We start from the raw sequence: 24128 nt of genomic DNA on the forward strand, positions 1-24128 counted from the left end.
GACATGTTTTCCGGAGCCGGCGTGCTGCCGCGGATCTTGCGGAAGGGACGACTTCACCCTCCGCCAGCGGAAGAGAGGTCCAATCAACGCCTCGTGCTGCCGCGAGGTTCAGCCCTTTCGATCCCCAGACCTATGGACTTGGCCTTGTCCACGAACGAAGGTCACTGTTTCGCTCTGGACTTCGTCTTCATTGCTGAGAATGGCCTGCCACAGCCGGTTTCCAAGGCGAATGCTCAGGCGGCTGGTTCCCGCATCTTCGGCTTCGCCACGCTCGACCCTGCTTGCCACGAGGCCTTGGCGGATCCTTTGCCGGAAATCGTCGCGCGACAGGCCGAACCGATCGGCTATCTCACCGGATTCCAGGATAAAGTCCCCGCTGGGGTCCCGTTCGATACGCATCGTTATTCCTCCGGTCGATGACGTCGAGGCGTTGGAGGCTGCCTCGACGTTCTATGACATGGATTGAAAGCGGGGGAACAGTATTTCGTTTTCGAGATGCATGTGGACGACAAGGTCGTCGGTAAACTTGCGCAGGCCCGTATAGAGCGCCGTCCAGGATCTGCAGGCGCCTTCCGGCAAGGCAAGGCTGTGCGTTATGTGTTCTATGGCCTGCAGATGCCGTACTTCATCCTCGTGCTCCTGGCGCATTTCAGCGATCGGATGTGCAATCACCGGGCTGCCGCCGCGTCGCATCATCGGAAAAAGCACCTGCTCTTCCTTCACCATGTGACTTTCGAGTTCGTCGCGCAGCCGCGTCAGCGTCTGCGAAAGCCCGACCGGTGCCGAGGGGTGGCCACCGTGCACCCGCTCGACCTTCTGGGCGAGAGGAATGAGCCAATCAAGCTCCTCGCGATGGATAGCATGATATCTTGTGAGAAGATGCCCGATCAATGCCAGCGTTTCCTGCGGCGCGTCCCGTCCCGAAGCGGCCTCGAGAGCCTCCAGATCGGCGATCAGGTCGGCTGGGACAAGGCCGGCCTGTTCGGCGGCCATGGACAGAGGCACGTCGCCGCCGCAGCAGAAGCTGATGCCGTGGCGGCGGAAAAGCTCGGCGGCGCCCGGCAGTTCGGTGGCGATGGCGGCGACTGTGGTGTCCGGACCAATTTCATTCATGATGTGCTCCTCGTCTGCGGATGGTTTCATGGTTGCGTTGAAGTGGTATCGTTGGTTGCGGAAGGCCTTTTGGCGTGCGTCGTTCCGCAGTCGGGTTGTTTGTCATGGCGGTGCATCGCCGAGGCAGAGCGATGCCCATAGCCCGTCGACTCTTTCGATGACTTCCTGCGACATTTCGATGGTCCGGCCCCATTCCCGGGTTGTCTCGGCGCCGATTTTGGTCGTTGCGTCGAGCCCCAGCTTGCCGCCGAGGCCGGACCTGGGAGAGGCGAAATCCAGATAGTCGATGGGTGTGTTGTCCACCACCATGAGATCGCGGCCGGCATCAAAGCGGGTGGAAATCGCCCACATGACGTCCGGCCAGCTTCGGACGTCGATGTCCGGATCCACAGCGATGATCAGTTTCGTGTAGCTGAACTGCGGCAGCATCGACCAGAGCCCCATCATGATCCGGCGCGCGTGGCCCGGATACCGTTTGTCGATGGAGACCACCATGGTCCGGTAGGAACAGGCTTCCGGCGGCAGCCAGAGGTCGTGGACTTCCGCAAACTGCCGCCTGACCATGGGTAGGAAAAGCTCGTTCATGGCCTCGCCGAGCCTCGATGGCTCATCCGGAGGGCGTCCGGTATAGGTGGAGAGATAGAGCGGATTGCGACGCATCGTGATGGCCGAAAGCGTAAGGACAGGGAAACGCTCGACGGCATTGTAGTAGCCTGTATGGTCTCCATACGGGCCTTCGTCTGCCACTTCTGCTGCCGAGACCGTGCCCTCGATGACGATTTCCGCCTCAGCGGGAACGGGAAGGGGGACTGAAAATCCGACCGCGATTTCCTGCCGCTTCCCTTTCAGGAGGCCGGCGAAGTTCAATTCGCTCATGGCTTCCGGCAGTGGCATGACGGCGGCGAGGATCGTCGCTGGATCGGCACCGACGACCACTGCCGCCGGCATGTCGCGGCCAAGCGCCTGCCACATCCTGTGGTGCCGTGCGCCGCCCCTATGGGCAAGCCAGCGCATGATAAGGCGGTCCTTGCCGAGTTTCTGCATCCGGTAGATGCCGACATTGACATCCGCTGGATCGTCCGGCGCGTGGGTGATCACCAGTGGCCAGGTAACGAGCGGTGCAGGCTCGCCGGGCCAGCAGGATTGGATCGGCAGCCGGTCCAGGTCGAGATCGGCGCCTTGCCAGACGATCTCCTGGCAAGGCGGATGCTGCACCGTGCGGGCGTTGAGCGAAAGCGCCGCTTTCAGTTGTGGGAGCTTTCGCCATGCTTCGAGGATCGACTTCGGGGGCCGCGGCTCGCGCAACTCGCTCAGGAAGCGGGCAAGCTCCGGAATGCCGCCGGCTCTAAGCCCTAGGCCCCACTCGATCCTCTCACGCGTTCCGAAGAGATTGGCAAGAAGCGGAATGGCCATGATGTTGCCATCGGCATCGACGGGTTTTTCGAAGAGCAGTGCCGGCCCGTTTTCCAGAAGCACCCGACGGTGGATCTCGGTCACCTCGTGAACCAGCGAGATGGGACGCGATATTCTCTTCAATCGCCCCCTGCTTTCCAGAAAGGCTGCGAAATCCTGGAGATTGGCATGGTGGCGGGGAACGGTGGCATCGGCTTTCATGCCTGCCAGATTGAGAAGAAAGAAGCGGGTGTCTTTGCGCTGACGCAAGCAGAAGAACGCCCCGTCATTCCGGCGTGACAAGCGCCGGGCGACTTGAAAGACGAAAATCAGCGGGCCTCCGCGACAGCCGGCTCACTTTTCGGGGAGCGTTCGATCTGCTTTTTCTGTTGATCCGCACCGGATGGCATGCCACCTGCTGGCATCGGGTTTCTTGCTGAGGAATGAAAATGGACGGTCGGAACGGCGTGGCCCATGCGCCTGGAAAATCGGAACATGCCGGCCGCCTGTCGACGTTTCTGTCGGCAGGGCTGTGGCCAGTCGCCCTCTTTCTTGGCGTCTATTGCGTCCTGAGCATCGCCGTCCGTCTGCTGCTGCCCAATTCGCTCACGCTCGACGAGGCGGAACAGTCGCTGTTCTCGCAATATTGGCTGGCGGGATATGGCCCCCAGCCCCCCTTCTACAACTGGGCGCAGAATGCGGTCGTCAGCTTGACGGGTATTTCGCTCTTTGCGCTGACCCTGCCGAAATTCGCGATGCTGCTCCTAGCCTATGTCTTTTTCGGCTTGGCGGCACGCGAACTGGATAGGCGCCCCGGCTTTGTCGCGATGGCGACGCTGAGCCTGCTGACCTTGCCGCAGGTTTCCTACATGCCGCAGCAGGATCTCACGCATACGGTCGCAGTGCTGATGGCGACATCGCTGTTCCTTTACGGACTTTTCCGCACGCTGATGCGCGGCGACTGGCAGGGGTATGTGATCCTCGGGCTCGCGATCGGCATTGGCAGCATTTCCAAATACAATTTCGTGCTCCTGCCGGTCGCAACGATCGTCGCCGTGTTCGCTGACCGTGAATGGCGGGCCAGGCTGTTCGACCCGCGCGTGCTCTCGACGGCCGTCATCAGCGTTTTGATCGTCCTGCCGCACGCGCTCTGGCTTGCCGGCAATCTCGATCTCGCCAGCGACGGCACGATCGGCAAGATGGTCGAAGCCAATGCGCCGCAGGGCATTGCACGGGTTGCGCGCGCCGTCGGTTCGCTGGCGCTTGCATGCGTTGCATTCGGCGCATTGACGACCGTCATATTGGCCATTGCCTTCAAGCGGGATTTTCGACAGTCCCTGAGGGCAGGGGACCGCTTCACGCGCCTGCTCGGCCTGATCATGATGGTTTCGCTTCTCGGGGTGATCTTTGTTATCCTCGTCGCCGGCACGACGAAGATCACCGAGCGCTGGCTCGACCCCTATCTTTTGGTCCTGCCCCTTTATCTGCTGTTGAAACTCGATCGTGCGGGCGCCGATATCGCCGGCAGCCTGCGGCGTTTCCTGGGCGTTTTCCTCGCCATCATGGTCGTGACATTGATCCCGCTGCCGGGCAAGACGCTGACGGGCGGGCTGACCGGCTCCTACACCCGCATCAACTATCCGTTCGCCTCGCTCGTGGAAGCGCTGAAAGCGGAAGGCCGTCCGGCGCTGATCGTCGCAGCCGGCATGCACCTCGCCGGCAACATGCGGCTGCAGTTTCCGGGTGTGCCGGTGATCAATTCCGAACAGCCGATCCCAGGCTTTCCATCCGCCGACGCGATGAAGGGACCGATTCTGGCTGTCTGGATCGATAATAACGCAGCGCCCGGGCCGCCGCCGATCGATCTGTCCTCGGTCGAAGGCCTCGGCCTGCCGGCCTCTTCGCCGCAATCGCTGGCGTTTCCCTATTATTACGGCGATGGCAGGATGGAGCTTCGTCTCGGTTATCTGTGGCTCGGCGGAAGGCCATAGGCAAAGCTGCGGCGCTGATATATCTCTCCCGAACCGCTTCATGGGCGTAAAAATCTTCAAAGGAGGCTCCGATGGCTGAGACGGAAAAGGTGGCGCTGGTCACCGGCGGCGGGCGCGGCATGGGCGAGGCGATCGCCCGCGAACTTCACGCTCAGGGCTACAGGCTTGCGCTGATGTCGCCTTCGGAAAGCTGCGAGAAGCTCGCCGCGGAACTCGGCGGCGTTGCCTCGCGCGGCGTTGCGGAAAAAGGCGAGGACATCCAGGCGGTTTTCGATCTGGCCATGGAGACCTACGGCCGCATCGATGCGGTGGTGAACCACACCGGCCATCCGCCGAAGGGCGATCTGCTCGACATTACCGATGAGAACTGGACGCTCGGTTCCGACATGATGATCCTGTCGCTGGTGCGCATGGCTCGCCTCGCGACCCCGGTCATGCTGAAACAGGGCAAGGGCGCTTTCGTCAATATCACCACCTTTGCCGCTTACGAACCCTCGCTGGCCTTCCCTGTCTCCTGCACCTATCGCGCCGCGGCCGGCGCCTTTACCAAGCTCTACTCGGATCGGTATGCGGCCGACAATATCCGCATGAACTGCATTCTGCCGGGTTTCATCGACAGCCTGGACCACAAGCCGGGCACGGCAGACAAAGTGCCGATGAAGCGCGTCGGCCATGTGGAGGAGATCGCCAAGACGGCCGCCTTCCTCCTGTCGGATGGCGCCGGCTATATCACCGGCCAGAATATCCGCGTCGATGGCGGCATCACCAGACACGTTTGATCCCAGACGTTTTAATCAAGGTATTTTGAAATGAGATGGAAACGCACGATCCAGCTGCTGGACGTTCATTGCGAAGGCGAAATCGGTAGGGTTGCGATCGGCGGCGTGCCAAAGATCCCGGGAGAAACGGTTGCGGCTCAGCTGCATTGGCTGAACACCGATCCCAAGGGTCATGAACTTCGCCGTTTCCTCTGCCTCGAACCGCGCGGCGCGCCGATCGGCTCGGTCAATCTCTTGCTGCCGGCAAAACATCCCGATGCCGATGCCGCCTTCGTCATCTTGCAGCCGGATCAGGCGCATGCGAGCTCCGGATCGAATTCCATCTGCGCCACCACCGCGTTGCTGGAGGCCGGCATCGTCGAAATGAAGGAGCCGGAAACCGTCGTGACGCTGGAAACGGCGGCGGGCCTCGTCAAGGCGCTGGCCACTTGCCGCGACGGGCGCTGTGAGAAGGTGAAGCTCACCATGGTACCGTCCTTCGTGCACGAACTGGACGTGAAGCTCCAGACTCCCGCATGGGGAGAGATCACGCTCGACCTTTGTTACGGCGGCATCTTCTACGGTCTGGTGGATGTCAGGCAGGTCGGCCTCGCAATCGAAAAGGCCAATGCCGCGGCGTTGGTCCGGGCAGGCATGGTGCTGAAGGCGCTGATCAACGAGCAGCTTCCGGTGGTCCATCCGGAAATCCCGGCGATTTCCGGCGTCGCCTATGTGATGTTCCGCGATACGGAGGCGGACGGCACGGTGCGCACCTGCACCACCATGTGGCCGGGCCGGGCCGATCGTTCGCCCTGCGGCACGGGCAATTCCGCCAATCTGGCGGCGCTGCATGCGCGTGGCAAGGTGAAGGTCGGTGACATGTTCAGGTCGCGTTCGATCATCGGGTCGCAGTTCGAAGTAGGCCTCGCTGCGGAAACGACCGTTGCGGGCAAACCGGCGATCATCCCCACGATTGCCGGGCGCGGCTTCACCTTCGGGTTGCACCAGGTCGCGCTCGATCCGTTCGATCCGCTGTCGGACGGCTTTGCCATGACGGACGTCTGGGGGCCTTCGGCCGGGGAGATCTGAGGTCAGATTTCCTTACCGGCAGCGATGGCCGACTGTTCCGTGTCGCCGGGCTTCAGCACCAGCGAATTGACGCCTTCCGGCATCGACGGATCGGCCGGAGCCGGAACGACGCCGAGTTGCTGCATCTGCAGGAACTTGTAGGCACCGAACAGGTCGCCGTTCTCAGCGGCCTTGCGGTACATTTCGGCAGCCTTCTGGACATTGGCCTCGATGCCTTCACCGGCCTCGTACATGAGACCGAGATTGATCATCGCATCGGTATTGCCGCGCTGGGCGGCGAGGTCGTACCAGGCGATCGCGGTCTGGTCGTCCTGCGGCACCAGATGGCCTTCGTCATAGATCGCGCCGATATTGAAGGCGGCGGTATCATCGCCCTCGGTCGCGGCCTTCTCGAACCAGGTCAATGCCTTCTTGACATCCGGCCTGGTGCCGAGCCCGTCGCGGTAAGCGACGCCGAGATTGTAGGCGGCGAGAACATTGCCGCTTTGGGCTGCTTCCGTATAAAGCTTAAACTCGGACTTCTCATCGCCGAGCCGGCCCATCAGCATGCCGAAATTCACCTTGGCGGCGGGATATCCGGCCTGAACGGCAGCATTATAGGCGCTCATCGCCTGGTCGGCTTGCTGGGTCTTGTTCAGCGCCCGACCGAGCTGATAGGCGAAACGCGGATTGCCCGTCGTTTCGAAGGCGACGCGGCAGGCATCGACGGCCGAGCCATCGATCTCGGCGATGCCCACCGGCGCGAATTCGCTATTGCGCTGCTGGTCGTAGGGGCTGCCTGCCATCCGGTCGCAATCGACCTGCATGGCGGACGCCAGCTGCAGGCTGGCGCGCTCTTCGGCGCCGGGAGAAGCCGTCAAGGCGCAAAGGGCAACGGCAGTACCTGTGACAATCGCAAAACCCCGGTTGACTTTAGATGCACGGGAAGTCATTGTGCGCTCCGATTCATGGAATCTTTAGATTGCTTAACGAACGTCGAAAGCGGTTGCGGGTTCCGCATGTTCGAAAGCTTTCCCGTGTTCGCCCCTGCCTTATTTCGCACATTTGCGTGAGAGCTCATATTTATCCCTATGTATAGGGATGGGTGTCGCCGGCATCCTCGGATTGTGTTATCCGCGCCATTAGTGGTATGGCGGACGGATCGATTGTATCCGGAAGTTCCTATGAAAACGCTGACCCTTCGCCGCCCCGATGACTGGCATCTGCACCTGCGCGACGGCGCAGTTCTTCAAGGGGTTATCAGCGATACGAGCCGGCATTTCGCCCGCGCCATCATCATGCCGAATCTTGTCCCGCCGGTGGTGACGACGGCCGATGCGAAGGCCTATCGCGAGCGCATCATGGCCGCTCTTCCGAAGGGCGACCGGTTCGATCCACTGATGACGCTTTATCTGACCGAACATACCCAGCCGGACGATGTGGAAGAAGGCAGGAAGAGCGGCCTGATCACCGCCGTGAAGCTTTATCCGGCCGGTGCCACCACCAACTCACACGGGGGTGTGCGCGATTTCGACAAGGCGATGCCGGTGCTGGAGCGTATGGCGAAGATCGGCCTGCCGCTCTGCGTGCATGGCGAGGTAACGACGCCGGAAGTCGATATCTTCGATCGCGAGGCCGTCTTCATCGAAACCGTGCTCGATCCGCTGCGCAAGCGCCTGCCGGAACTCAAGGTGACGATGGAGCATGTGACGACGGCCGACGGCATCGATTACATCAAATCGGCGAAAAGCAACCTGGCCGGTTCGATCACCACTCATCACCTGATCATCAACCGCAACGCCATTCTGGTCGGCGGCATCCGCCCGCATTATTATTGTCTGCCGGTTGCCAAGCGTGAGAGCCACCGGCTGGCGCTCAGGGCCGCGGCGACCTCGGGCGATGCCCGCTTCTTCCTTGGCACGGATTCGGCTCCCCATGTCGATCCGCTGAAGGAATGCGCCTGCGGCTGTGCCGGCATCTATACCTCGGTCAACACGATGAGCTGTCTGGCGCATGTCTTCGAAGAAGAGAATGCGCTGGACAGGCTGGAAGCATTCACCTCGCTCAACGGTCCGGCCTGGTATGGACTTGCACCGAACGATGAGACGATCGTCATCGAAAAGCGCGACAAGCCGGTCGTCTTCCCCGATAAGAGGGAAACCGACGCTGGGCCGATCACGGTCTTTGATCCGATGTTCCCGCTCTATTGGCAAGTGGTTGAGAAGTAACCGTAACCTTCCGCCGATTAGCTAGCATTTGGATCAACCCGGTAACCTTTTGGGAAGAATCCGGGTTTAGCTTGCGCCCAGGATTTTCCCGCCGGGTCCTCCCGAAGAGAAAGCTAGGCATGATGCTCGACTATCATTCTCTTTTGCTCGCGCTGGGAGTATCGGCGGCGTGCCTGATGGTCACGCTGTTCGGCACGTGGTTTTCCCGCCGCACGGATTCCTTTCTGCTGACGCTGGTCGTTGCGCTTTTCCTGATCGTATCCGGCATCTTCGCCTATAGTTCCTACACGATCGAAACCGGCATTCTGCGCGTCTCGATCGCCTATGCATTCCTGATGGCCGGCTTCTGCACCACCTATGCCGCAGCGGTTCAGTTCCGCACCGGCACCAAGCCGTGGAAACTCTCGGTGGCTCTGTCACTCGTGACGATCGCGGCCGGCGTGCCGCTGATGTTGGCGGGGCTGGACGGACTTGGCCTGATCGTCATGAATATCGCGACGGCATCGCTGTTGATCGGCACCGCCTGGCAATATGTCGCGGCGCGCCAGGAAGCGCCGGGGCCGCTGTGCGGCATGGCAATCCTTTATACGCTGAGCGGCATTTCCTTCGCGCTTTGCGCGGTTGTGCTGATCGGTGACGGCGAGTGGAGCCTGGGGCACGCTCCCGACAATTGGGCGGAAAACCTCAATATCGCCGTCTGCATTGCAGGCATGACGGGTATCGGTTCGCTTTCGCTCGCGCTCCACCAGTGGCGGATGGCGGCCTATCATCGCCGCGACGCGATGACGGATGCCCTGACGGGGCTTCTCAACCGCCGCGCCCTTTTCGAACAGCACGGCAGCCGTGTTCTCAAGGCATCGACCGCCGTCATCGTCTTCGATATCGACCGCTTCAAGTCGATCAACGACCGTTTCGGCCACGCGGCCGGAGATCTCGTCCTGAAGATATTTGCCGAAGACCTGACGAACAGCACGAAAAGTCCCAATACCGTCGCCCGCCTCGGCGGTGAGGAATTCGCGATGATCCTGGACAATGTGCTGCCGGGCAGGGCCGAGCGGATTGCCAACGATATCAACCGCCGTTTTGCCGCACGCGAAATCGCAGTCGGAGAAACGGTGCTGCGCTGCACCGTCAGTGCCGGTGTCGCCGTGGGCGCCATAGGCGGACAACCTTTCGAGACGGTGCTCAGCCTCGCCGACAAGGCCCTTTACGAAGCCAAACGCGCCGGTCGCGACCGTGTCGAAGTCGCCGAATATCTGAGGCCGGTTCATCTTCCTGAAACGCGGACGAGCGCCTGACATCCTGTCCTTATTTCCGTGCGCCCGTCTGGCGCGTGGCCCCGCATGCTGCTATTGCGGCGCGTGGTTTTGACAAGCGAGGATAGGGCACATGATTCAGACCACATTTCCGGATCGCGGCGTAATGGCCGAACTGATGGCAAAGATGCTCTGGGAGATCGGAGCGGTCCATTTCAGCGCCGACAAGCCCTACAAGCTTTCGTCCGGCATGATGAGCCCGGTCTACATCGATTGCCGCAAGCTGATCTCCTATCCGCGCATCCGCTCGGCAATCATGGATTTCGCGGCCGCGACGCTCATGCGCGACGCCGGCTTCGAGAAATTCGATTGCATCGCGGGCGGCGAGACCGCCGGGATCCCGTTCGCGGCCTTCCTGTCGGAGCGCCTCGGCCTGCCGATGATCTACGTCCGCAAGAAGCCCAAGGGACATGGCCGCAATGCGCAGATCGAGGGCCACATGCCGGAGGGCGCGCGCGTCCTGGTGATCGAGGATCTCACCACCGTCGGCGGCGGCATGTTCACGTTCATCGATGCGATCCGGGCTGCGGGCGGCGTCGTCGATCACGGCATCGCGCTGTTCTTCTACGACATGTATCCGCAGGTCCGGGAACGGTTTGTGAAGGGTAACGTCCAGTTCCATTATATTGCCACCTGGCGCAACGTGCTGGCCGTCGCGCGCGAGCAGAAGCTTTTCGACGAGAAGACCTTTACCGAGGTTGAGGCCTTCCTCGATGCGCCGCTCGCCTGGTCCGGACGCAACGGCGGCATCAGCGAGCTTACTGATTGAGTTTTTGCTCTGGTGTTTTGACAAAAGCTCGCCTAATCGATTGAAAACGGCATCCGGTTCCGCGTGGGAGGATTTTTATGATTTTGTGCTGCGGCGAAGCCCTGATCGACATGCTTCCGCGCGAGACCACTTTGGGCGAGAAGGGGTTCGCCCCTTACGCCGGCGGCGCGGTATTCAATACCGCGATCGCGCTCAGCCGACTCGGGCAGCCGACGGGTTTCTTCACCGGCCTCTCCGACGACATGATGGGAGACATCCTGCGCGACACGCTGGCGCAGAGCGGCGTGGATTACAGCCTTGCAGCCGTCTCTTCTCGCCCGACGACGATCGCGTTCGTGAAACTGGTCAAGGGGCAGGCGAGCTATGCCTTCTATGACGAAGGCACCGCGGGCCGGATGATCACCGAGGCCGACCTGCCGGTGCTCGGCGACGGTTGCGAGGCCATGCATTTCGGTGCGATCAGCCTGATCCCCGAGCCCTGCGGGGGCACCTACGAAGCGCTGATGGCCCGCGAACACAAAAATCGAGTCATCTCCTTCGACCCGAACATCCGTCCGGGCTTCATCAAGGACAAACAGAAGCACATGGATCGCGTGCGCCGTATGGCGGCGATGTCGGATATCGTCAAATTCTCCGACGAGGACCTCGATTGGTTCGGCATGCGGGGTGATCATGATACGCTCGCCGCCCACTGGCTGAACGAAGGCGCCAAGCTGGTCGTCCTGACCCGCGGCGCGGAAGGTGCGACGGGTTATACGAAGAGCTTCAAGACTTCGATGCCCAGCGAACGTGTGACTGTGGTGGATACGGTCGGTGCGGGCGATACGTTCGATGCCGGCGTGCTCGCCTCGCTGAAGATGCAGGACCTGCTGACCAAGGAGAAGGTCGCCGCCCTCACCGAAGATGCGGTTCGCAACGCGCTGGCGCTCGGCGCCAAGGCCGCCGCAGTCACTGTCTCCCGCGCCGGCGCCAATCCGCCGTTCGCGCATGAGATCGGGCTTTAAGCGCTAAACCGGCGGCGTCGTACGGGCAAAAAGGATATGCGGCCCGGCGCCGCCATCCGGCGTATCCGCCGAAGCGCCGAAATATCGCCGCGCCGTGGCGGATGGGCCCAGGTCTTCGATGTGGTGGAACCCCATGGCCGTGAGTTCGCGCGCAAGTTCCGTGGGATCGAACAGCGTGATCCACGGTTCGCCCGCAGCGGCCACTCGTGCCGCCATCGTTGCCGCTCTGGCGCGGCGCTCCGGCGCATAGTTCTCCAGCGGCTCGGAATAGTCGAAGATGATTCCGGCCTCGGCCGAACCTGCCACGAAGCGGAGCAGCGAGAAGACGGTCTGCTTTTCGAGATAGGGAACGACGCCGAGCCAGACATAAAGAGCACGTTCATCCTTGCGGAAGCCGCTGGCTTCGAGCTTTTCCGCCAGATCGTCCCGTTCGAAATCGACCGGCACGAAGGTGAGTTCCGAGGGGAGTGCGATCTCTGAGGCGGCGAGCCGCTCCTTTTTCCAGGCCTGGGTGGCTGGATGATCGACCTCGAATACCCTGAGCCCCGCATCGCGATGGGGATTGCGCAGGCCAAACGTATCGAGGCCGGCGCCGAGCATGACGACCTGTCGCAATCCGAGCCCCGCTTCGCGGGCGATGCAATCGTCCGCGAAGCGGCTACGCGCCGCCAGGAACATGCGGAAGGGTTTGGTGGAGGGATCCCGGGCCTTTTCGTCGGCCGCAGCGATCGACTCTGCATCCAGGATCACCCGGGCATAGGGATCCTTGAAGACGGAAGCGTTGTCGATGATCTGGTGGGCGGCGCGGGAGCCCGCTACCTGTTTCGCCGTCCGGCTCGGTTCCCTGCCTTCCATGGTTCGCTCCTGCGGTTATTTCCGCGCGTCGAGCAGCGCCTTCACCAGGCCTTGGGTCGACGAATCGTGGCCGGCAGCACTCTCCTTACCCTCGACGATCGGCAGCAGGCCGGTCGCCAGCTCCTTGCCGAGCTCGACGCCCCACTGATCGAAGGAGTTGATGCGGAAGAGCACGCCTTCGACGAAGACCCGGTGTTCGTAGAGCGCGATCAGCCGGCCGAGCGAAAACGGCGTCAGCTTGTCGTAGACAAAGGTGATCGACGGACGGTTGCCAGCAAAGACGCGGTGCAGCGCGATGAAATCCGCCTTCGTCTCATCCATGCCCTTGGAGGTCAACTGTTCTTTGGCCTCGTCGAAGGTGCGGCCCTTCATCAGCGCTTCGGATTGCGCCAGGCAATTGGCGATCAGAAGTTCGTGCTGATGGCGCAAATGCGGTTCGAAACCGTTGGCGGCGATCATGAATTCGGCGGGGATGATGCTCGTGCCCTGGTGGATGAGCTGGTAGAAGGCATGCTGGCCGTTGGTGCCCGGTTCGCCCCAAACGACCGGGCCGGAATTGCCTTCCACCGGCCTGCCGTCGATCGTCACGCCCTTGCCGTTCGATTCCATGTCGAGCTGCTGCAGGTAGGCGGGGAAGCGCAGCAGCCGCTGGTCATAAGGCAGGATGGCGCGGGTCGGGTAACCCAGCACGTTGCGATGATAAAAACCGATCAGGCCGAGCAGCATCGGCAGGTTCTGGCGGGTCGGCGCGGTGCGGAAGTGCCTGTCCATCGCATGCGCGCCATCCAGGAACTTGCCGAAGTTTTCCGCCCCGATAGCGATCATCAGCGGCAGGCCGATCGCCGACCAGATGGAGTAGCGGCCGCCGACCCAGTCCCAGAAACCGAACACCCGGTCGCTCTCGATGCCGAAGGCGGCGACCTTGTCGAGCGCGGTCGAGACGGCCGCGAAATGATGCTTCACCGCCGCATCGCCGAGCTTGTCGGCGATGAAGGCGCGCGCCGAGGCGGCATTGGTCATCGTCTCGATGGTGGTGAAGGTCTTGGACGCGATGATGAAGAGCGTCGTTTCCGCGTCGAGCAGCTTCAGCGTATCGGCGATATGGGCGCCGTCGACGTTGGAGACGAAATGCGCGCGGGGACCGTCATGGAATGGAGCGAGCGCCAGCGTCGCCATGACCGGACCGAGGTCGGAGCCGCCGATGCCGATATTGACGACGTCGGTGATCTTCTTGCCGGTCGCGCCCCTCAGCGCGCCGGTGCGGATGCCGTCGGCGAACGTGCCCATGGCGGCGAGAACGGCGTTCACATCCGGCATGACGTCCTTGCCGTCGACCAGGACGGGAGTGTTAGAGCGGTTGCGCAATGCCGTATGCAGGACGGCTCGGCCTTCCGTAAAGTTGATCGGAGTGCCCGAAAACATTTCCTCGCGCTTCTTCGCGACGCCGCCGACTTCGGCAAGCCGTTCGAGAAGCAGCAGGATCTCTCCATTCACAGCCGTTTTGGAATAATCCATCAAAAGATCGTCGAAAGCGGCGCTGAACCGTTCGAAACGGCCGGAATCGGCCGCGAAAGCTGCGCGGATATCCGTGGCATTGGTTCTCGCGACGGTGGATTTCAGGTCTTGGATGATGGCCTGCATGGGTGATTCCTCACGCTGGGAAGAGAGATGCTGGCGAACCTATTCGCTTTGCATGTCAAATCAAGCGTGGTCGAAGGCAAGTGCGGTTTTATTGCCCGACACTGGTCGCCACCGCGTTCCCGACCGAATTGCCGAAACGATCGACCTGATCCCTGTAGTTCCGGCGGGTGACCGGATCGAAGATCGCGATCGGCGTGCTGACGGCGACGCTTGCGGCGCTCCCGACGGTCTGCGCGGCGCCGAGCGCAACGGCTCCGAGATGCTCACCGAGCCCGACGTCGGAATCGGTGACCGTCTGGCCGGCGATCAGTCGGTTGCCGAGCAGCTTTACCACTTCCGGGCTTTCGGCGAACTTGCCGTGGTTCAGGCCGTCTCCGGTCTTGAGCTTGGTAAGATCCAGCACGACGATGCCGGCCTTTTCGAATTCGCTGCGATAGGGCTCGACGGTGGGATCCACCTGTCCGAGCCGGTCGACATTGCCGGAGATGCGCCGCGACAGGCTGAGCGCCCGGTCGTCCTGGGAGACGAACAGGGTGAAATGCGGCCGCTTTTCGCCAATCTCGGCAAGCTGGCGGCTGAACACGTCAACGTCGAGATCGGGTGAGGCAAGGATGACGTTCTGGATCTTAGGCGCCACGCGCCCGTCACGGATCGCCATCTGCCTGAGCGCCTCGACGGTCAGCCAGGAGCCCATCGAATGCGCCATGACGGTGATTTCGCCGACGCCAGGTTCCTGTGCCAGGCGGCGCAGCATCATCTCCAGCGCGTCGCGGGAATAGTTGGTGCTTTCCTTGTCGTAATTGTAGGCGAAGATGCTGCCGCGCGACGGCCAGGTGAACAGCACCGGCGCGGCGTCCGCCTTTGAATCGTGGACGATCTGGGCGAAGCGGTAGACGGCATCTTCATATCGGTTGTTGAAACCATGCACGAAGACCAGCACCCGCCGGCTTTTCGGCAGGTGGCTCCTGACCCATGATCGGGCAGCGCCGGCTTCGACCGGAGTGACGGAGAGAGTGGCGAATTCCTTTGCCGGATTGGCGGGAAGTTTGGACGGCCACTGCACCTGGCCAACCTCGCGGGCCTTGTCCGGCGGAATGGAAACGGCGATCTCGGTGACCTGCGGTTCCTTGCCGCGCTCGCCTGAGAACAGCACCCCCGGCGTCTGGCTCGATTGCCGGGTCGTGGCGACGAGCACGTCGACTTTCGAAGCGCCGGAGGCCTGCGTCGCCGTCGGAATAAGCACGCCTTCCGGCCGCCCGGCGCAGCCCGCAAGAATGGCCAGCACCGAGAAGGCGGCAATCCAACGAGACGAAAATCCGGCGCGGTTTCCCAAGCGAACTCCAACGATGCTGACTGCCCGGCCCCTCGGGAATGGCTAATCGAGGATTGCCGGATCGTCTACCGGTAACGCGGGGATTGTCGTGCCGGAGTCTACTCTGTGTTGCCGGCTGTCTCTCCTATGCAACGGTAACCGCCGGTTCCGGCAGGCGATGGGTTATTTCTCAGATGGACACCCCATATTCTCCCTGATCCCTGTGACAAGCACAGGGATCAGGGTGTTGGATGCACCTGCGCCCGTTATCCGTTACCCCCGCAACTCGCGCCGCAAAATCTTGCCGACATTCGACTTCGGCAGTTCGCTGCGGAACTCGATGAAGCGCGGTCGCTTGTAGTTGGTGAGATTGGCGACGCAATGGGCCTTGAGGTCGGCTTCCGTCAGATTGGGGTCCTTCTTCACCACGTAGAGCTTGACCGCTTCGCCAGAATGTTCGTCGGGCACGCCGATTGCCGCGCATTCGAGAACGCCCGGATGCATGGCCGCCACTTCCTCGACCTCGTTGGGATAGACGTTGAAGCCCGAGACAAGGATCATGTCCTTCTTGCGGTCGACGATCTTGGTATAGCCCTGGCGGTCCATATAGCCCATGTCGCCGGTGCGGAAATAACCGTCCGCGGTCATCACCTTGGCAGTCTCGTCCGGACGATTCCAGTAACCGGCCATCACCTGCGGGCCGCGAATGCAGATTTCGCCCACGTCGCCGAGTTCCACCTCATTGCCTTCGTCGTCGCGGATGGAAATCTCGGTCGAGGAGATCGGCAGGCCGATCATGCCGCTGAACTCGACCGCGTCCAGCCGGTTGGCGGTGGCGACCGGCGAAGTCTCGGAAAGTCCGTAACCTTCGGTGATCTGACAACCGGTCATCTTCAGCCAGCGCTCGGCGACCGGGCGCTGCACCGACATGCCTCCGCCGAAAACGAGCAGGAAGGAAGAGAAGTCCAGCTTCTGGAAGTCCGGATTGTTCATCAGCGCATTGAACAGCGTGTTGAGGCCGGGGAAGACGTGGATCTTGTATTTCTGCAATTCTTTGACGAAGGCCGGGATGTCGCGCGGATTGGCAATCAGGATGTTGTGGCTACCGGTCGCCACACCCATCAGCGAATTCACCGTCAAGGCGAAGATGTGGTAGAGCGGCAGAGCGCAGAGGAACTGCAACTGTTCCGGGCGGGGCTTGGTCAGGAATGCGGTTTCGAGCCAGATCCCCATCTGCTCCTTGTTGGCGAGCAGGTTGGCATGCGTGAGTATCGCCCCCTTGGAGACACCCGTCGTCCCCCCGGTATATTGCAGAAAAGCGACATCCCGGGGCGAGACCTCGACGGGCGTCAGCGAATGACGGGCGCCTTCTGCCATAACCTGCTTGAAGCTTTTGGCCTGCGGCAGCGACCAGTCGGGAACGAGTTTCTTGACCCGGCGCACCACGAGATTGACGATATGGCCCTTGAGGCCCAGCATGTCGCCCATGGTCGCCACGACCACATGCTTTACGTCCGTGTTCGGCAGTGCCTGCTGCACCGCATGCGCGAAATTTTCGAGCACGAAGAGCGCCTTTGCGCCGGCATCCTTGAGCTGGTAGGCGAGTTCGCGCGGCGTGTAGAGCGGATTGACGTTGACCACCACCATGCCGACCCGAAGGATGCCGTAGACGATCACCGGGTTCTGTAGGATGTTCGGCAGCATGACCGCCACCCGGTCGCCCTTCACCAGGCCCTGAGCCTGCAGCCAGGCCGCAACCTTGCGGCTCTGTGCTTCCAGCTCCTGAAAGGAAAGCGCCTTGCCCATGCTTGAAAAGGCCGGGCGGTCCGCATATCGGACGCAGCTCTCCTCGAAGAGTTCGCCGAGCGAATGATGCGGTAACGGCGGGATTTCCGCCGGCACGGTAGGCGGGTAGGAGGCGAGCCAGATCTTTGTCGGATGGGCTTCGGTGCGTGCGCTGACTTCGTTCATTTGCTGGACCTCCTCTATCGTTCTTCTTGTCGTCCCGCGCCGTCCTCCAGCGCGCCCGCTGCAAAGTCCTCCGCTTTGCGCGAGAAACACATTATGCCATGGCAACCCGGCTTCAAGCCAGAGTGTCAGATTTAAACAGCTATATAACTTTGACGTAAACGTCAATTGGATTGCGAAGAACGGCAAGGGAGGACCGCGCGGACGCACACCGTGGCGGAACCTCTTGCCGGACAGGGCGTTCACCTCTCGTGATCGTTCACGAGAAACAAGGAGGTGCGCCATGTTGCATCATGAACCCCGAGCCGGACAGGATCCCTATGTCAAGGACACGCCTTCGCTGATCGCCAGCGACAAGGTCGAGGGTACGAAGGTCTACGGTGCCGACGGCAAGCATATCGGCTCCATCGCCCGCGTGCTTCTCGAAAAGCGTGGCGGCCGCGTTGGTTATGCGGTCCTGAGCTTCGGCGGTTTTTGGGGTATCGGCGACGACTATTACCCGCTGCCCTGGGAAAAGCTGCGATACGACGAACAGCTCGACGGCTACCGCATCGACCTCACCAAGGACCAGATCACGGGTGCCCCGCGATATCGGGATCTCGATGACGAGGCTTGGTTCAACGACAAGGGCCGCACGATCTACGACTATTACGGCGTACCGCCATACTGGATGTAAACCGTACGCATTTGGATTTTCGGAGGCCCCGCGGTTGGCGGGGCCTCTTTTCGTTTATTTAATTCTCATCATGCAAGTTTGCCTGCGAATGAGGGACCGGGCATGACGGCAGGCAAGGAAGCGGGTGTCATCCGCGATTTCGAGCGCAGCGATATCGAGGCGGTCGCAAGGCTTTTTCAGAAAACTTTCCGGAAGTCGGGCAAGCCGTCCCCCTCTCTTTCCGCCTATCTCGAAGAGGCCTTTTTCGACCATCCCTGGAACGAGCCGGATCTCTGTTCCAAGGTTTTTGCGGAGTCGGACGGCAAGGTATCGGGTTTCGTCGGCGTGCTGCCCGCGAGGCTGGAAATCGGCGATCGTTCGTTACGCGCAGCCTTCGCGGGCTCGCTGATGGTCGAGAACGCCAAGGAGAACCCGCTGGCCGGTGCGCGCTTGGTGCGCGCCTTTCTGGCCGGCCCCCAGGATATCTCACTCACCGAGACCGCCAATGCGACGGCGATCGGCATGTGGCAGAAGGCCGGCCACCCGCTGGATCCGGGCTATAGCATGAACTGGCTGAAGGTGCTTCGCCCCGCCTCCACCGGAGTGCAACTGCTGGAGCGGCGGATAGGCCTTGCGCGCCTGATTCGTCCGTTCGGGCGAATAGCCGACCGCGCCATTTCGTTTGGCCGCAGGACGCCGTTCACCGCCATTGCAAACGGCAGGGTCAGTTTTCGCGACGTGACGCCGGATGCCTTCGGCGAGGCGTTGCTGGTGCTGAAGGACACTTTTGCCCTGCGGCCCCGCTGGGACCCGTCAAGCATCCGCTGGTTTCTCGGCCAGGCGGAGCAGAAACGGAATTTCGGTTATCCCGAGTGGCGGATCGGCTATTCGTCCGACGGCCGCCCGCTTGCGGCCTACGCCTATTTTGCCTCGCCCGGCAGCATTGGCTGGCTGCTGCAGGCGATCGCCGCGCCGGCCCGGCTGGACGATCTCGTCGACGACCTTTTCGCCCATGCCTATGGCTATGGTTGCGCGGCATTGCGTGGTGCGGCACATCCCTGGCTCACGCCGGCGCTGATGCTGCGGGGCGCTCTCTTCCACAGCCGTTCGTTTTACGTCGCGGCGGCACGCGACAAAACGCTGCTCGAACCGATCAAATCCGGCCAGGCGCTGGTGAGCGGGCTCGCCGGCGAAGGCTGGATGCGGCTGATCGGCGACCGGTTCGACTGACGGCCGGCGGCCCTCGCATTGGCTCAGCCAAGCATCGTCACCGGCTCGGCATGCAGATATTCCGCCACCTTCCGCTTGGAAGCGATGTTGCGCCAGACGGCATCGACCTGATCCGGTGTCAGTCCGGCGGCCTCACCCACTTCTTCCCGCGCAATCCCGTTGTCGAGGCCGTAGAGGCAGAGGTCCATCCGGTCGTAAGGCAGCGAGAAGTAATATTCGTCCTGGCCCTGCGGCAGCGACCAGGTATCGGTCGTCGGCGGGCGGCGGCGGATCTCGGCGGGCACGCCGAGCGCTTCGGCGAGCTGGTATACCTGGCTCTTGTAGAGGTGCGCGATCGGCTTGAAATCGGCGGCGCCGTCACCGTTCTTGACGAAGAAACCCTGGTCGTATTCCAGCCGGTTCGGCGTGCCGGCGACGGCGAAGTTCAGCCGGTCGGCATGGTAATACTCGATCTGCTTGCGGGTACGCTGCTTCATGTTGGCGGCGGCGATCATCCCGAGATAGACTTCGAGCGGCATGCGGTGGCGGCTCTGCTCTCCGGCCGGATTGGCGACCACCAGCCAGGAGATGTTGTAGCCGCGGCCGGTCAATGCGTCTTCGAGCACCACCTTGCAGCCCCAGCCTTCGGAAAATTCCGGCACGACCTGCCGGATGAAGCCGTCACGACGCGTATAGCAGCCGGCGGCGGCAAGCGCCGGACCGATGTCTTCCAGCACGGTCTCAACACCGACGGCCTCGGCAAGCGCCCTGCCGAGGCGAAGGCTTTCCGGATCCGAGTCATGTTCCGGCATGAAGACGCCGGTCACCTTGTGCGGTCCGAGGGCCCGGGCGCAGAGCGCGGCGGTAACGCTGGAATCGATGCCGCCGGAAAGGCCGAGCACGGCACCGCGTTTCCTCAGATCCTTCAGCACCGTTTCGCGCAGCCAGCCGCAGATGCGTTCGATCTCCGCCTCCGCATCGAGTTTCAGCGTATCGGCCGAGAATCTTTCCGCCGTCGGGGCGCGTTTCAGGCTCTGGGTCATGCGACATTCCCTCGTGTGATAGCGTTGTTCTCATCCGCCCCGAGCCGGATCTTGCCGGTCGTCGTGCGAGGCAGCGCGTCGCGGAATTCGACGCTTTTCGGCACCATGTAATCTTCGAGCAGGCCGGCGCAGTGGCGGACGATCTCCCGCTCCGTCAGCGTCATCCCATCCTCGACCACCACATAGGCGCGGATCACCTGGCCGAAGACCGGATCGTCGATCCCGCCGGCAGCCGCTTCCTTGATGCCGGGCAGGGCATAGAGCACGCGTTCCACCTCCTGCGGACTGACCTTTTCGCCGCGCGTCTTGATGATGTCGTCGCGCCGGCTGACGAAATAGAGGAAACCGTCCGCATCGGCACGGAAGAGATCGCCGGTATGGAGCCGCCGACCATTGGCGACCGGCGAAAGGGCGCGCACCGTGGAAAGCCCGTCGCCCCAATACCCGGACATGACATGCGGCCCTTCGATGACGAGTTCGCCGATCGTACCTGCGGCCGCCGGCCGACCGTCCTCGTCGATCACGAAAGCCTTGGTGCCGGGGATGGCGCGCCCGACCGAAAGCGGCCTATAGGCAGCCTCTTCAGGTGGCAGATAGGTGGCGCGCAGGCATTCCGTCTGGCCATACATCAGGAAAAGCCGCGTATCCGGAAACAGGTTTTGTAGCCTCTCCGTAAAGGCGGGCGGCATGGCGGCGGCGGCGCTTGTGATATAACGCAGATGCGGAAGGAAACCCGGCTCCAGATCCTTCATGCCGGTGATCAGCGCGGCCATGGGAGGCACGAGCGGAAAGCCGGTGGCCTTGACCTCCGCCAGCCGCTGCAGGATCCTGCGCGGAAAGGCGAAGCTCTTTTCCAGCACCAGCGTTCCGCCGGTCATCACCATTGTCACCATCTGCGTGATGCCGTAGCCGAAGGAAAGCGGCAGGACGCTCAACACAACGTCGTCTTCGCTGTTGCCGAGATAGGAGGCGATCGCCTCGCACGCAGCAGTCACGTTGGCATGGCTGAGCATGACGCCCTTCGGCCGGCCGGTCGAACCGGACGTGTGGATGAGCAGCGCCAGGGCGTCGCTGTTTTCGAATTCCCGCAGTGGCGTTCTGAATGCCTGGACCGCCATTTCCTCAAAATGCACTGCCGATTTGTCGGCGGCATCAGCCTGGGCAACCACGAGGAGGGGCGAGAGCTTCGTCTTGCCGATCGCGGCTTCAACGGTCTCCCGCTGGCGCGCCTGCGCGATGATCGCCGATGCTTCGGTGCTTTCCAGAATGCTTGCGAGCTTTTCCACCTTGATCGACGGATAGAGCGGGCAGGGCACGGCGCCAGCCTTCCAGGCACCGAAGAAGCTCAGGACGGCCTCATGGCCGTTGTCGAGCACCATCAATACCCGGTCGCCGGGTTTGACGCCGCCACGTTGCAAGGCCGCCGCGAGCCCGTCGGACAGGATGTCGAGTTCCGCATAGGTCAGGCGCGCTTCGCCGGCGACGAGCGCCGTCTTTTCGCCGAAACGCCTGGCCGTGTCGCGGAGCCTCGCCTCTATGCGCATCGGCGCATCCTCAGGCCGCTGCGAGCTTGGTGGCGAGATAGCTCGTCATGTTGCTGATACTGTCGAGATTTTCCGGAACGATCTCCTCGTCGGCAACCGTGATGCCGTAGGTCTGCTCGAGGAAGGCGATCAGTTCCAGCACGCCGGTCGAGTCGATCACACCGGTCTCCAGCAGCGACTGGCCGTCGCTTATTTTGGCATCGGCACGGAACAGGAAGTTTTCCGAGATGAATTCACGTACAGTATGCTCGATTGCTTCCGCCATCGGCCGGCCCCCTTTTTCCGCGAATAGCTCTGTCGTGCGGTTGAGCGGGCATCTTCCGCACTACCCCTAAATGTTTCGCTAAAGCCGAAAATACTTTTCTATCTATGTGTCGTTTATGAGCGAATTACTTGAGGTCGATCCCCATTTCCGACTGGGTGAGCGTGCTTTTCCGCCAGCCGATGCGCCGCATGAAGCGATCCAGAAGCCCTGCGGGGACGTTTTCGATGAAGAAGAGCCTGCGTCCCGGATAACGGGCGGCGAGCGCATCGGTCGCCGCCCTGCCGATGCCCTGGCGACGACGGACAGGATCGACGGCCAGCCCGAAAAGACGGACGTCCTTGCCCGTGTCGTCCAGCAGCGCCACGGCTTTGCCGTCAAAGGAAAACCCTTTGAGCGGCGGCCCGGCCGCCGCGAAACTGAGCGGGTCGGTCTGCCAGGAAAGATCCGCATCGGCAAACCGGGCAAGCAGGCTGGTTGCCGTTCCGAGATCGCATTTCTCCGCCGGCGCCACGTCCGGCGCAGCGTGTTTGCGGCTCCGGCCGAAACCGACCAGCTTGCGGGTGATGGAAAACCCGAGCGACAGATAAAGCGCGCGCGCCCGTTCGTTGGAGTCGATCACTTCGAGGACGAGTTTCCGGTCTCCGCGCGCCCTGGCCGCATCGATCGCCTCCCGCATGACGCGGCTGCCGAAACCCTGGCCGCGGATCGTCGGTCCCATACCAAGTGCGCCGACCCTCGAAATATCGCCGCGCCGGCCGATCAGCAGGATGCCGCTCGGCGCCTCGCCGTCGAAATAGACGAAGCTCTCGTCGGGATCGACATGGTCGCGATCAATCCTGAGCTGGATCGAATGCGGCGTCGCGTTAATAGGCACCACATAACCCGAGAATCCGACGGTGAAGCCGGTCGCGGCGTCTTCCAGGCTGCATTCCGAAAGGCGCCGGCGGGATATGGCGGATGTCATGGTCGCTCTCTCCGGTTTCTGCCCCGTATCACAGCACGTTCGTCGGCATGCCCTTTTCGAAATTCTCGACATGGCTGATGACCTGCGCCCAGAGGGTCTGCATCGCCTCGTCGCTGGCCCAGGCCACATGCGGCGTCAGGATGAAGTTCGGGCGTTCGAGGATCGTCAGCAGCGGATTGTCCGGAGCCGGAGGCTCCTTGGTCAGCACGTCGAATCCAGCGCCGGCGATCAGGCCCTCGTCTAGCGCTGTCACCAGATCGGCCTCGTTGACCAGCCCGCCACGCGCCGTGTTGATGATCAGCGGGTGCCTCTTCATCCTGCGGAATTCAGCGATGCCGATGAGGTTGCGGGTGGCAGGCGTCAGCGGCATGTGAAAGGTGATGATATCGGCGGTTTCCAGCACCTCATCGAACGCCGTGTAGCCGGGCTCGATTGTCTCCGCATCCTTGCGGGCCGCGAAAAGGACCTTCATGCCGAAGGCTTCGGCGATCTTCGCCACCGACTTCCCGAGCGTGCCGCGGCCGAAAATGCCGAGCGTCGAGCCGGCGAGATCCTTGATCGGATGGTTGAAGAAGCAGAACTGGTTGGCGCGCTGCCACTCGCCGGCGATCACGTCCTGGCGGAAACCGACGATCGAGCGGCGGAGCGCGAAGATCAGGCCGAACGTATGCTCCGGCACGGTGTTGACCGCGTAGCCGCGCACGTTTGAAACAGTGATGCCGCGCTCCTTGGCAAAGGCGAGATCGATCACGTCGTAGCCTGTGGCGGCGACCGCGATCATCTTGAGTTTCCTGGCGTTGGCGATCGATTGCTCACGGACGGGCGCCTTGTTGGTGATGACGATATCCGCGTCGGCGATACGGGCCGCCACATCATCGGGCGCCGTCTTGCCGTATTCCACCCATTCATGCGTAAAGGCCGGCTTCGTGACCGTCACCGATGGGCCGATCGTGTCGCGGTCGAGAAACACAACCTTCATCGCGAAAATTCCTGCATGATTTGAAATTCCTCCCCAATTGAATCTCGGCCCTGG

General features: G+C 62.1%; 22 protein-coding genes. 9 read left to right on the plus strand and 13 right to left on the minus strand.

Annotated elements, in window-relative coordinates; genetic code table 11:
• Positions 1 to 108: 108 nt before the first annotated feature.
• From DMO26_RS25860 to DMO26_RS25870, 3 genes are all read right to left on the minus strand, one after another.
• Positions 109 to 399 (minus strand): DUF6522 family protein, encoded by a 291-nt coding sequence (locus DMO26_RS25860; RefSeq protein ID WP_117195216.1) that lies wholly within the window; start codon positions 397 to 399, stop codon positions 109 to 111.
• A 51-nt stretch (positions 400 to 450) separates the two neighbouring features.
• Positions 451 to 1113, minus strand: coding sequence for an iron-sulfur cluster repair di-iron protein (gene ric / locus DMO26_RS25865; protein WP_117195217.1), 663 nt, complete (start codon positions 1111 to 1113; stop codon positions 451 to 453).
• 102 nt (positions 1114 to 1215) lie between these two features.
• The gene (locus tag DMO26_RS25870; RefSeq protein ID WP_117195297.1) at positions 1216 to 2727 is read right to left on the minus strand and encodes a UbiD family decarboxylase; all 1512 of its coding nucleotides are present in this window, start codon (positions 2725 to 2727) and stop codon (positions 1216 to 1218) included.
• A 227-nt stretch (positions 2728 to 2954) separates the two neighbouring features.
• On the opposite strand from DMO26_RS25870, the gene DMO26_RS25875 reads away from it, so the two are divergent.
• The 3 genes from DMO26_RS25875 (at position 2955) to DMO26_RS25885 (ending at position 6343) form a co-directional block, all read left to right on the plus strand.
• Positions 2955 to 4496 carry a glycosyltransferase family 39 protein gene (locus DMO26_RS25875; protein WP_117195218.1) on the plus strand — a complete coding sequence of 514 codons (1542 nt, stop codon included), beginning with the start codon at positions 2955 to 2957 and terminating at the stop codon, positions 4494 to 4496.
• Positions 4497 to 4567: 71 nt separating this feature from the next.
• Positions 4568 to 5275, plus strand: a complete 708-nt coding sequence (locus DMO26_RS25880) for an SDR family oxidoreductase (protein WP_117195219.1) — start codon at positions 4568 to 4570, stop codon at positions 5273 to 5275.
• Positions 5276 to 5305: 30 nt separating this feature from the next.
• A complete protein-coding gene (locus tag DMO26_RS25885; protein ID WP_117195220.1) occupies positions 5306 to 6343 on the plus strand; it encodes a 4-hydroxyproline epimerase in 1038 nt (345 codons plus the stop codon).
• 2 nt (positions 6344 to 6345) lie between these two features.
• On the opposite strand, the gene DMO26_RS25890 is transcribed toward DMO26_RS25885, so the two are convergent.
• Positions 6346 to 7275 carry a tetratricopeptide repeat protein gene (locus DMO26_RS25890; protein ID WP_117195221.1) on the minus strand — a complete coding sequence of 310 codons (930 nt, stop codon included), beginning with the start codon at positions 7273 to 7275 and terminating at the stop codon, positions 6346 to 6348.
• Between the two features lie 231 nt (positions 7276 to 7506).
• Here DMO26_RS25890 and pyrC point away from each other — a divergent pair, with 231 nt between their 5' ends.
• The 4 genes from pyrC to DMO26_RS25910 all read left to right on the plus strand — a co-directional run bounded on the left by pyrC (position 7507) and on the right by DMO26_RS25910 (position 11639).
• On the plus strand, positions 7507 to 8550 hold the full coding sequence (gene pyrC / locus DMO26_RS25895; RefSeq protein WP_117195222.1) for a dihydroorotase: 1044 nt from the start codon (positions 7507 to 7509) through the stop codon (positions 8548 to 8550).
• A gap of 119 nt (positions 8551 to 8669) precedes the next feature.
• Positions 8670 to 9848 carry a GGDEF domain-containing protein gene (locus DMO26_RS25900; RefSeq protein ID WP_117195223.1) on the plus strand — a complete coding sequence of 393 codons (1179 nt, stop codon included), beginning with the start codon at positions 8670 to 8672 and terminating at the stop codon, positions 9846 to 9848.
• Between the two features lie 91 nt (positions 9849 to 9939).
• Positions 9940 to 10635, plus strand: coding sequence for an orotate phosphoribosyltransferase (locus DMO26_RS25905; RefSeq protein WP_117195224.1), 696 nt, complete (start codon positions 9940 to 9942; stop codon positions 10633 to 10635).
• A 77-nt stretch (positions 10636 to 10712) separates the two neighbouring features.
• On the plus strand, positions 10713 to 11639 hold the full coding sequence (locus tag DMO26_RS25910; RefSeq protein WP_117195225.1) for a carbohydrate kinase family protein: 927 nt from the start codon (positions 10713 to 10715) through the stop codon (positions 11637 to 11639).
• 3 nt (positions 11640 to 11642) lie between these two features.
• Here the strand turns inward: DMO26_RS25910 and DMO26_RS25915 are convergent, their stop codons facing one another.
• The 4 genes from DMO26_RS25915 to DMO26_RS25930 all read right to left on the minus strand — a co-directional run bounded on the left by DMO26_RS25915 (position 11643) and on the right by DMO26_RS25930 (position 17418).
• Complete coding sequence (locus DMO26_RS25915) at positions 11643 to 12494, minus strand: class I SAM-dependent methyltransferase (RefSeq protein ID WP_117195226.1); 852 nt, start codon at positions 12492 to 12494, stop codon at positions 11643 to 11645.
• A gap of 15 nt (positions 12495 to 12509) precedes the next feature.
• A complete protein-coding gene (gene pgi, locus DMO26_RS25920; protein ID WP_117195227.1) occupies positions 12510 to 14135 on the minus strand; it encodes a glucose-6-phosphate isomerase in 1626 nt (541 codons plus the stop codon).
• A gap of 88 nt (positions 14136 to 14223) precedes the next feature.
• Positions 14224 to 15483 (minus strand): alpha/beta hydrolase, encoded by a 1260-nt coding sequence (locus DMO26_RS25925; RefSeq protein ID WP_404947087.1) that lies wholly within the window; start codon positions 15481 to 15483, stop codon positions 14224 to 14226.
• A gap of 237 nt (positions 15484 to 15720) precedes the next feature.
• Positions 15721 to 17418, minus strand: a complete 1698-nt coding sequence (locus DMO26_RS25930) for a long-chain fatty acid--CoA ligase (RefSeq protein ID WP_117195229.1) — start codon at positions 17416 to 17418, stop codon at positions 15721 to 15723.
• 280 nt (positions 17419 to 17698) lie between these two features.
• Between DMO26_RS25930 and DMO26_RS25935 the strand changes: the two genes are divergently transcribed.
• Together DMO26_RS25935 and DMO26_RS25940 are read left to right on the plus strand one after the other, a co-directional pair.
• On the plus strand, positions 17699 to 18091 hold the full coding sequence (locus DMO26_RS25935) for a PRC-barrel domain-containing protein (protein WP_117195230.1): 393 nt from the start codon (positions 17699 to 17701) through the stop codon (positions 18089 to 18091).
• Between the two features lie 102 nt (positions 18092 to 18193).
• The gene (locus DMO26_RS25940) at positions 18194 to 19300 is read left to right on the plus strand and encodes a hypothetical protein (RefSeq protein ID WP_117195231.1); all 1107 of its coding nucleotides are present in this window, start codon (positions 18194 to 18196) and stop codon (positions 19298 to 19300) included.
• A 23-nt stretch (positions 19301 to 19323) separates the two neighbouring features.
• Here the strand turns inward: DMO26_RS25940 and nadE are convergent, their stop codons facing one another.
• The 5 genes from nadE to DMO26_RS25965 form a co-directional block, all read right to left on the minus strand.
• Complete coding sequence (gene nadE / locus DMO26_RS25945; protein WP_117195232.1) at positions 19324 to 20322, minus strand: NAD(+) synthase; 999 nt, start codon at positions 20320 to 20322, stop codon at positions 19324 to 19326.
• On the minus strand, positions 20319 to 21866 hold the full coding sequence (locus DMO26_RS25950; RefSeq protein ID WP_117195233.1) for a class I adenylate-forming enzyme family protein: 1548 nt from the start codon (positions 21864 to 21866) through the stop codon (positions 20319 to 20321). The genes nadE and DMO26_RS25950 overlap by 4 nt, the downstream gene beginning before the upstream one ends.
• Positions 21867 to 21876: 10 nt before the next feature.
• Positions 21877 to 22131, minus strand: a complete 255-nt coding sequence (locus tag DMO26_RS25955) for an acyl carrier protein (RefSeq protein WP_117195234.1) — start codon at positions 22129 to 22131, stop codon at positions 21877 to 21879.
• A gap of 124 nt (positions 22132 to 22255) precedes the next feature.
• Positions 22256 to 23095 (minus strand): GNAT family N-acetyltransferase, encoded by an 840-nt coding sequence (locus tag DMO26_RS25960; protein WP_162895061.1) that lies wholly within the window; start codon positions 23093 to 23095, stop codon positions 22256 to 22258.
• A 28-nt stretch (positions 23096 to 23123) separates the two neighbouring features.
• On the minus strand, positions 23124 to 24074 hold the full coding sequence (locus DMO26_RS25965; protein WP_117195236.1) for a D-2-hydroxyacid dehydrogenase: 951 nt from the start codon (positions 24072 to 24074) through the stop codon (positions 23124 to 23126).
• Positions 24075 to 24128 lie beyond the last annotated feature (54 nt).

Source organism: Rhizobium terrae, from assembly GCF_003425685.1.
GTDB lineage: Bacteria > Pseudomonadota > Alphaproteobacteria > Rhizobiales > Rhizobiaceae > Neorhizobium > Neorhizobium terrae.

Excerpts from the sequence above, each read along its gene's own strand:
- DMO26_RS25860 (WP_117195216.1), bottom strand. The coding sequence starts at position 399 with ATGCGTATCGAACGGGACCCCAGCGGGGACTTTATCCTGGAATCCGGT.
- ric (WP_117195217.1), bottom strand. The coding sequence starts at position 1,113 with ATGAATGAAATTGGTCCGGACACCACAGTCGCCGCCATCGCCACCGAA.
- DMO26_RS25870 (WP_117195297.1), bottom strand. The coding sequence starts at position 2,727 with ATGAAAGCCGATGCCACCGTTCCCCGCCACCATGCCAATCTCCAGGAT.
- DMO26_RS25875 (WP_117195218.1), top strand. The coding sequence starts at position 2,955 with ATGGACGGTCGGAACGGCGTGGCCCATGCGCCTGGAAAATCGGAACAT.
- DMO26_RS25880 (WP_117195219.1), top strand. The coding sequence starts at position 4,568 with ATGGCTGAGACGGAAAAGGTGGCGCTGGTCACCGGCGGCGGGCGCGGC.
- DMO26_RS25885 (WP_117195220.1), top strand. The coding sequence starts at position 5,306 with ATGAGATGGAAACGCACGATCCAGCTGCTGGACGTTCATTGCGAAGGC.
- DMO26_RS25890 (WP_117195221.1), bottom strand. The coding sequence starts at position 7,275 with ATGACTTCCCGTGCATCTAAAGTCAACCGGGGTTTTGCGATTGTCACA.
- pyrC (WP_117195222.1), top strand. The coding sequence starts at position 7,507 with ATGAAAACGCTGACCCTTCGCCGCCCCGATGACTGGCATCTGCACCTG.
- DMO26_RS25900 (WP_117195223.1), top strand. The coding sequence starts at position 8,670 with ATGATGCTCGACTATCATTCTCTTTTGCTCGCGCTGGGAGTATCGGCG.
- DMO26_RS25905 (WP_117195224.1), top strand. The coding sequence starts at position 9,940 with ATGATTCAGACCACATTTCCGGATCGCGGCGTAATGGCCGAACTGATG.
- DMO26_RS25910 (WP_117195225.1), top strand. The coding sequence starts at position 10,713 with ATGATTTTGTGCTGCGGCGAAGCCCTGATCGACATGCTTCCGCGCGAG.
- DMO26_RS25915 (WP_117195226.1), bottom strand. The coding sequence starts at position 12,494 with ATGGAAGGCAGGGAACCGAGCCGGACGGCGAAACAGGTAGCGGGCTCC.
- pgi (WP_117195227.1), bottom strand. The coding sequence starts at position 14,135 with ATGCAGGCCATCATCCAAGACCTGAAATCCACCGTCGCGAGAACCAAT.
- DMO26_RS25930 (WP_117195229.1), bottom strand. The coding sequence starts at position 17,418 with ATGAACGAAGTCAGCGCACGCACCGAAGCCCATCCGACAAAGATCTGG.
- DMO26_RS25935 (WP_117195230.1), top strand. The coding sequence starts at position 17,699 with ATGTTGCATCATGAACCCCGAGCCGGACAGGATCCCTATGTCAAGGAC.
- DMO26_RS25940 (WP_117195231.1), top strand. The coding sequence starts at position 18,194 with ATGACGGCAGGCAAGGAAGCGGGTGTCATCCGCGATTTCGAGCGCAGC.
- nadE (WP_117195232.1), bottom strand. The coding sequence starts at position 20,322 with ATGACCCAGAGCCTGAAACGCGCCCCGACGGCGGAAAGATTCTCGGCC.
- DMO26_RS25950 (WP_117195233.1), bottom strand. The coding sequence starts at position 21,866 with ATGCGCATAGAGGCGAGGCTCCGCGACACGGCCAGGCGTTTCGGCGAA.
- DMO26_RS25955 (WP_117195234.1), bottom strand. The coding sequence starts at position 22,131 with ATGGCGGAAGCAATCGAGCATACTGTACGTGAATTCATCTCGGAAAAC.
- DMO26_RS25960 (WP_162895061.1), bottom strand. The coding sequence starts at position 23,095 with ATGACATCCGCCATATCCCGCCGGCGCCTTTCGGAATGCAGCCTGGAA.
- DMO26_RS25965 (WP_117195236.1), bottom strand. The coding sequence starts at position 24,074 with ATGAAGGTTGTGTTTCTCGACCGCGACACGATCGGCCCATCGGTGACG.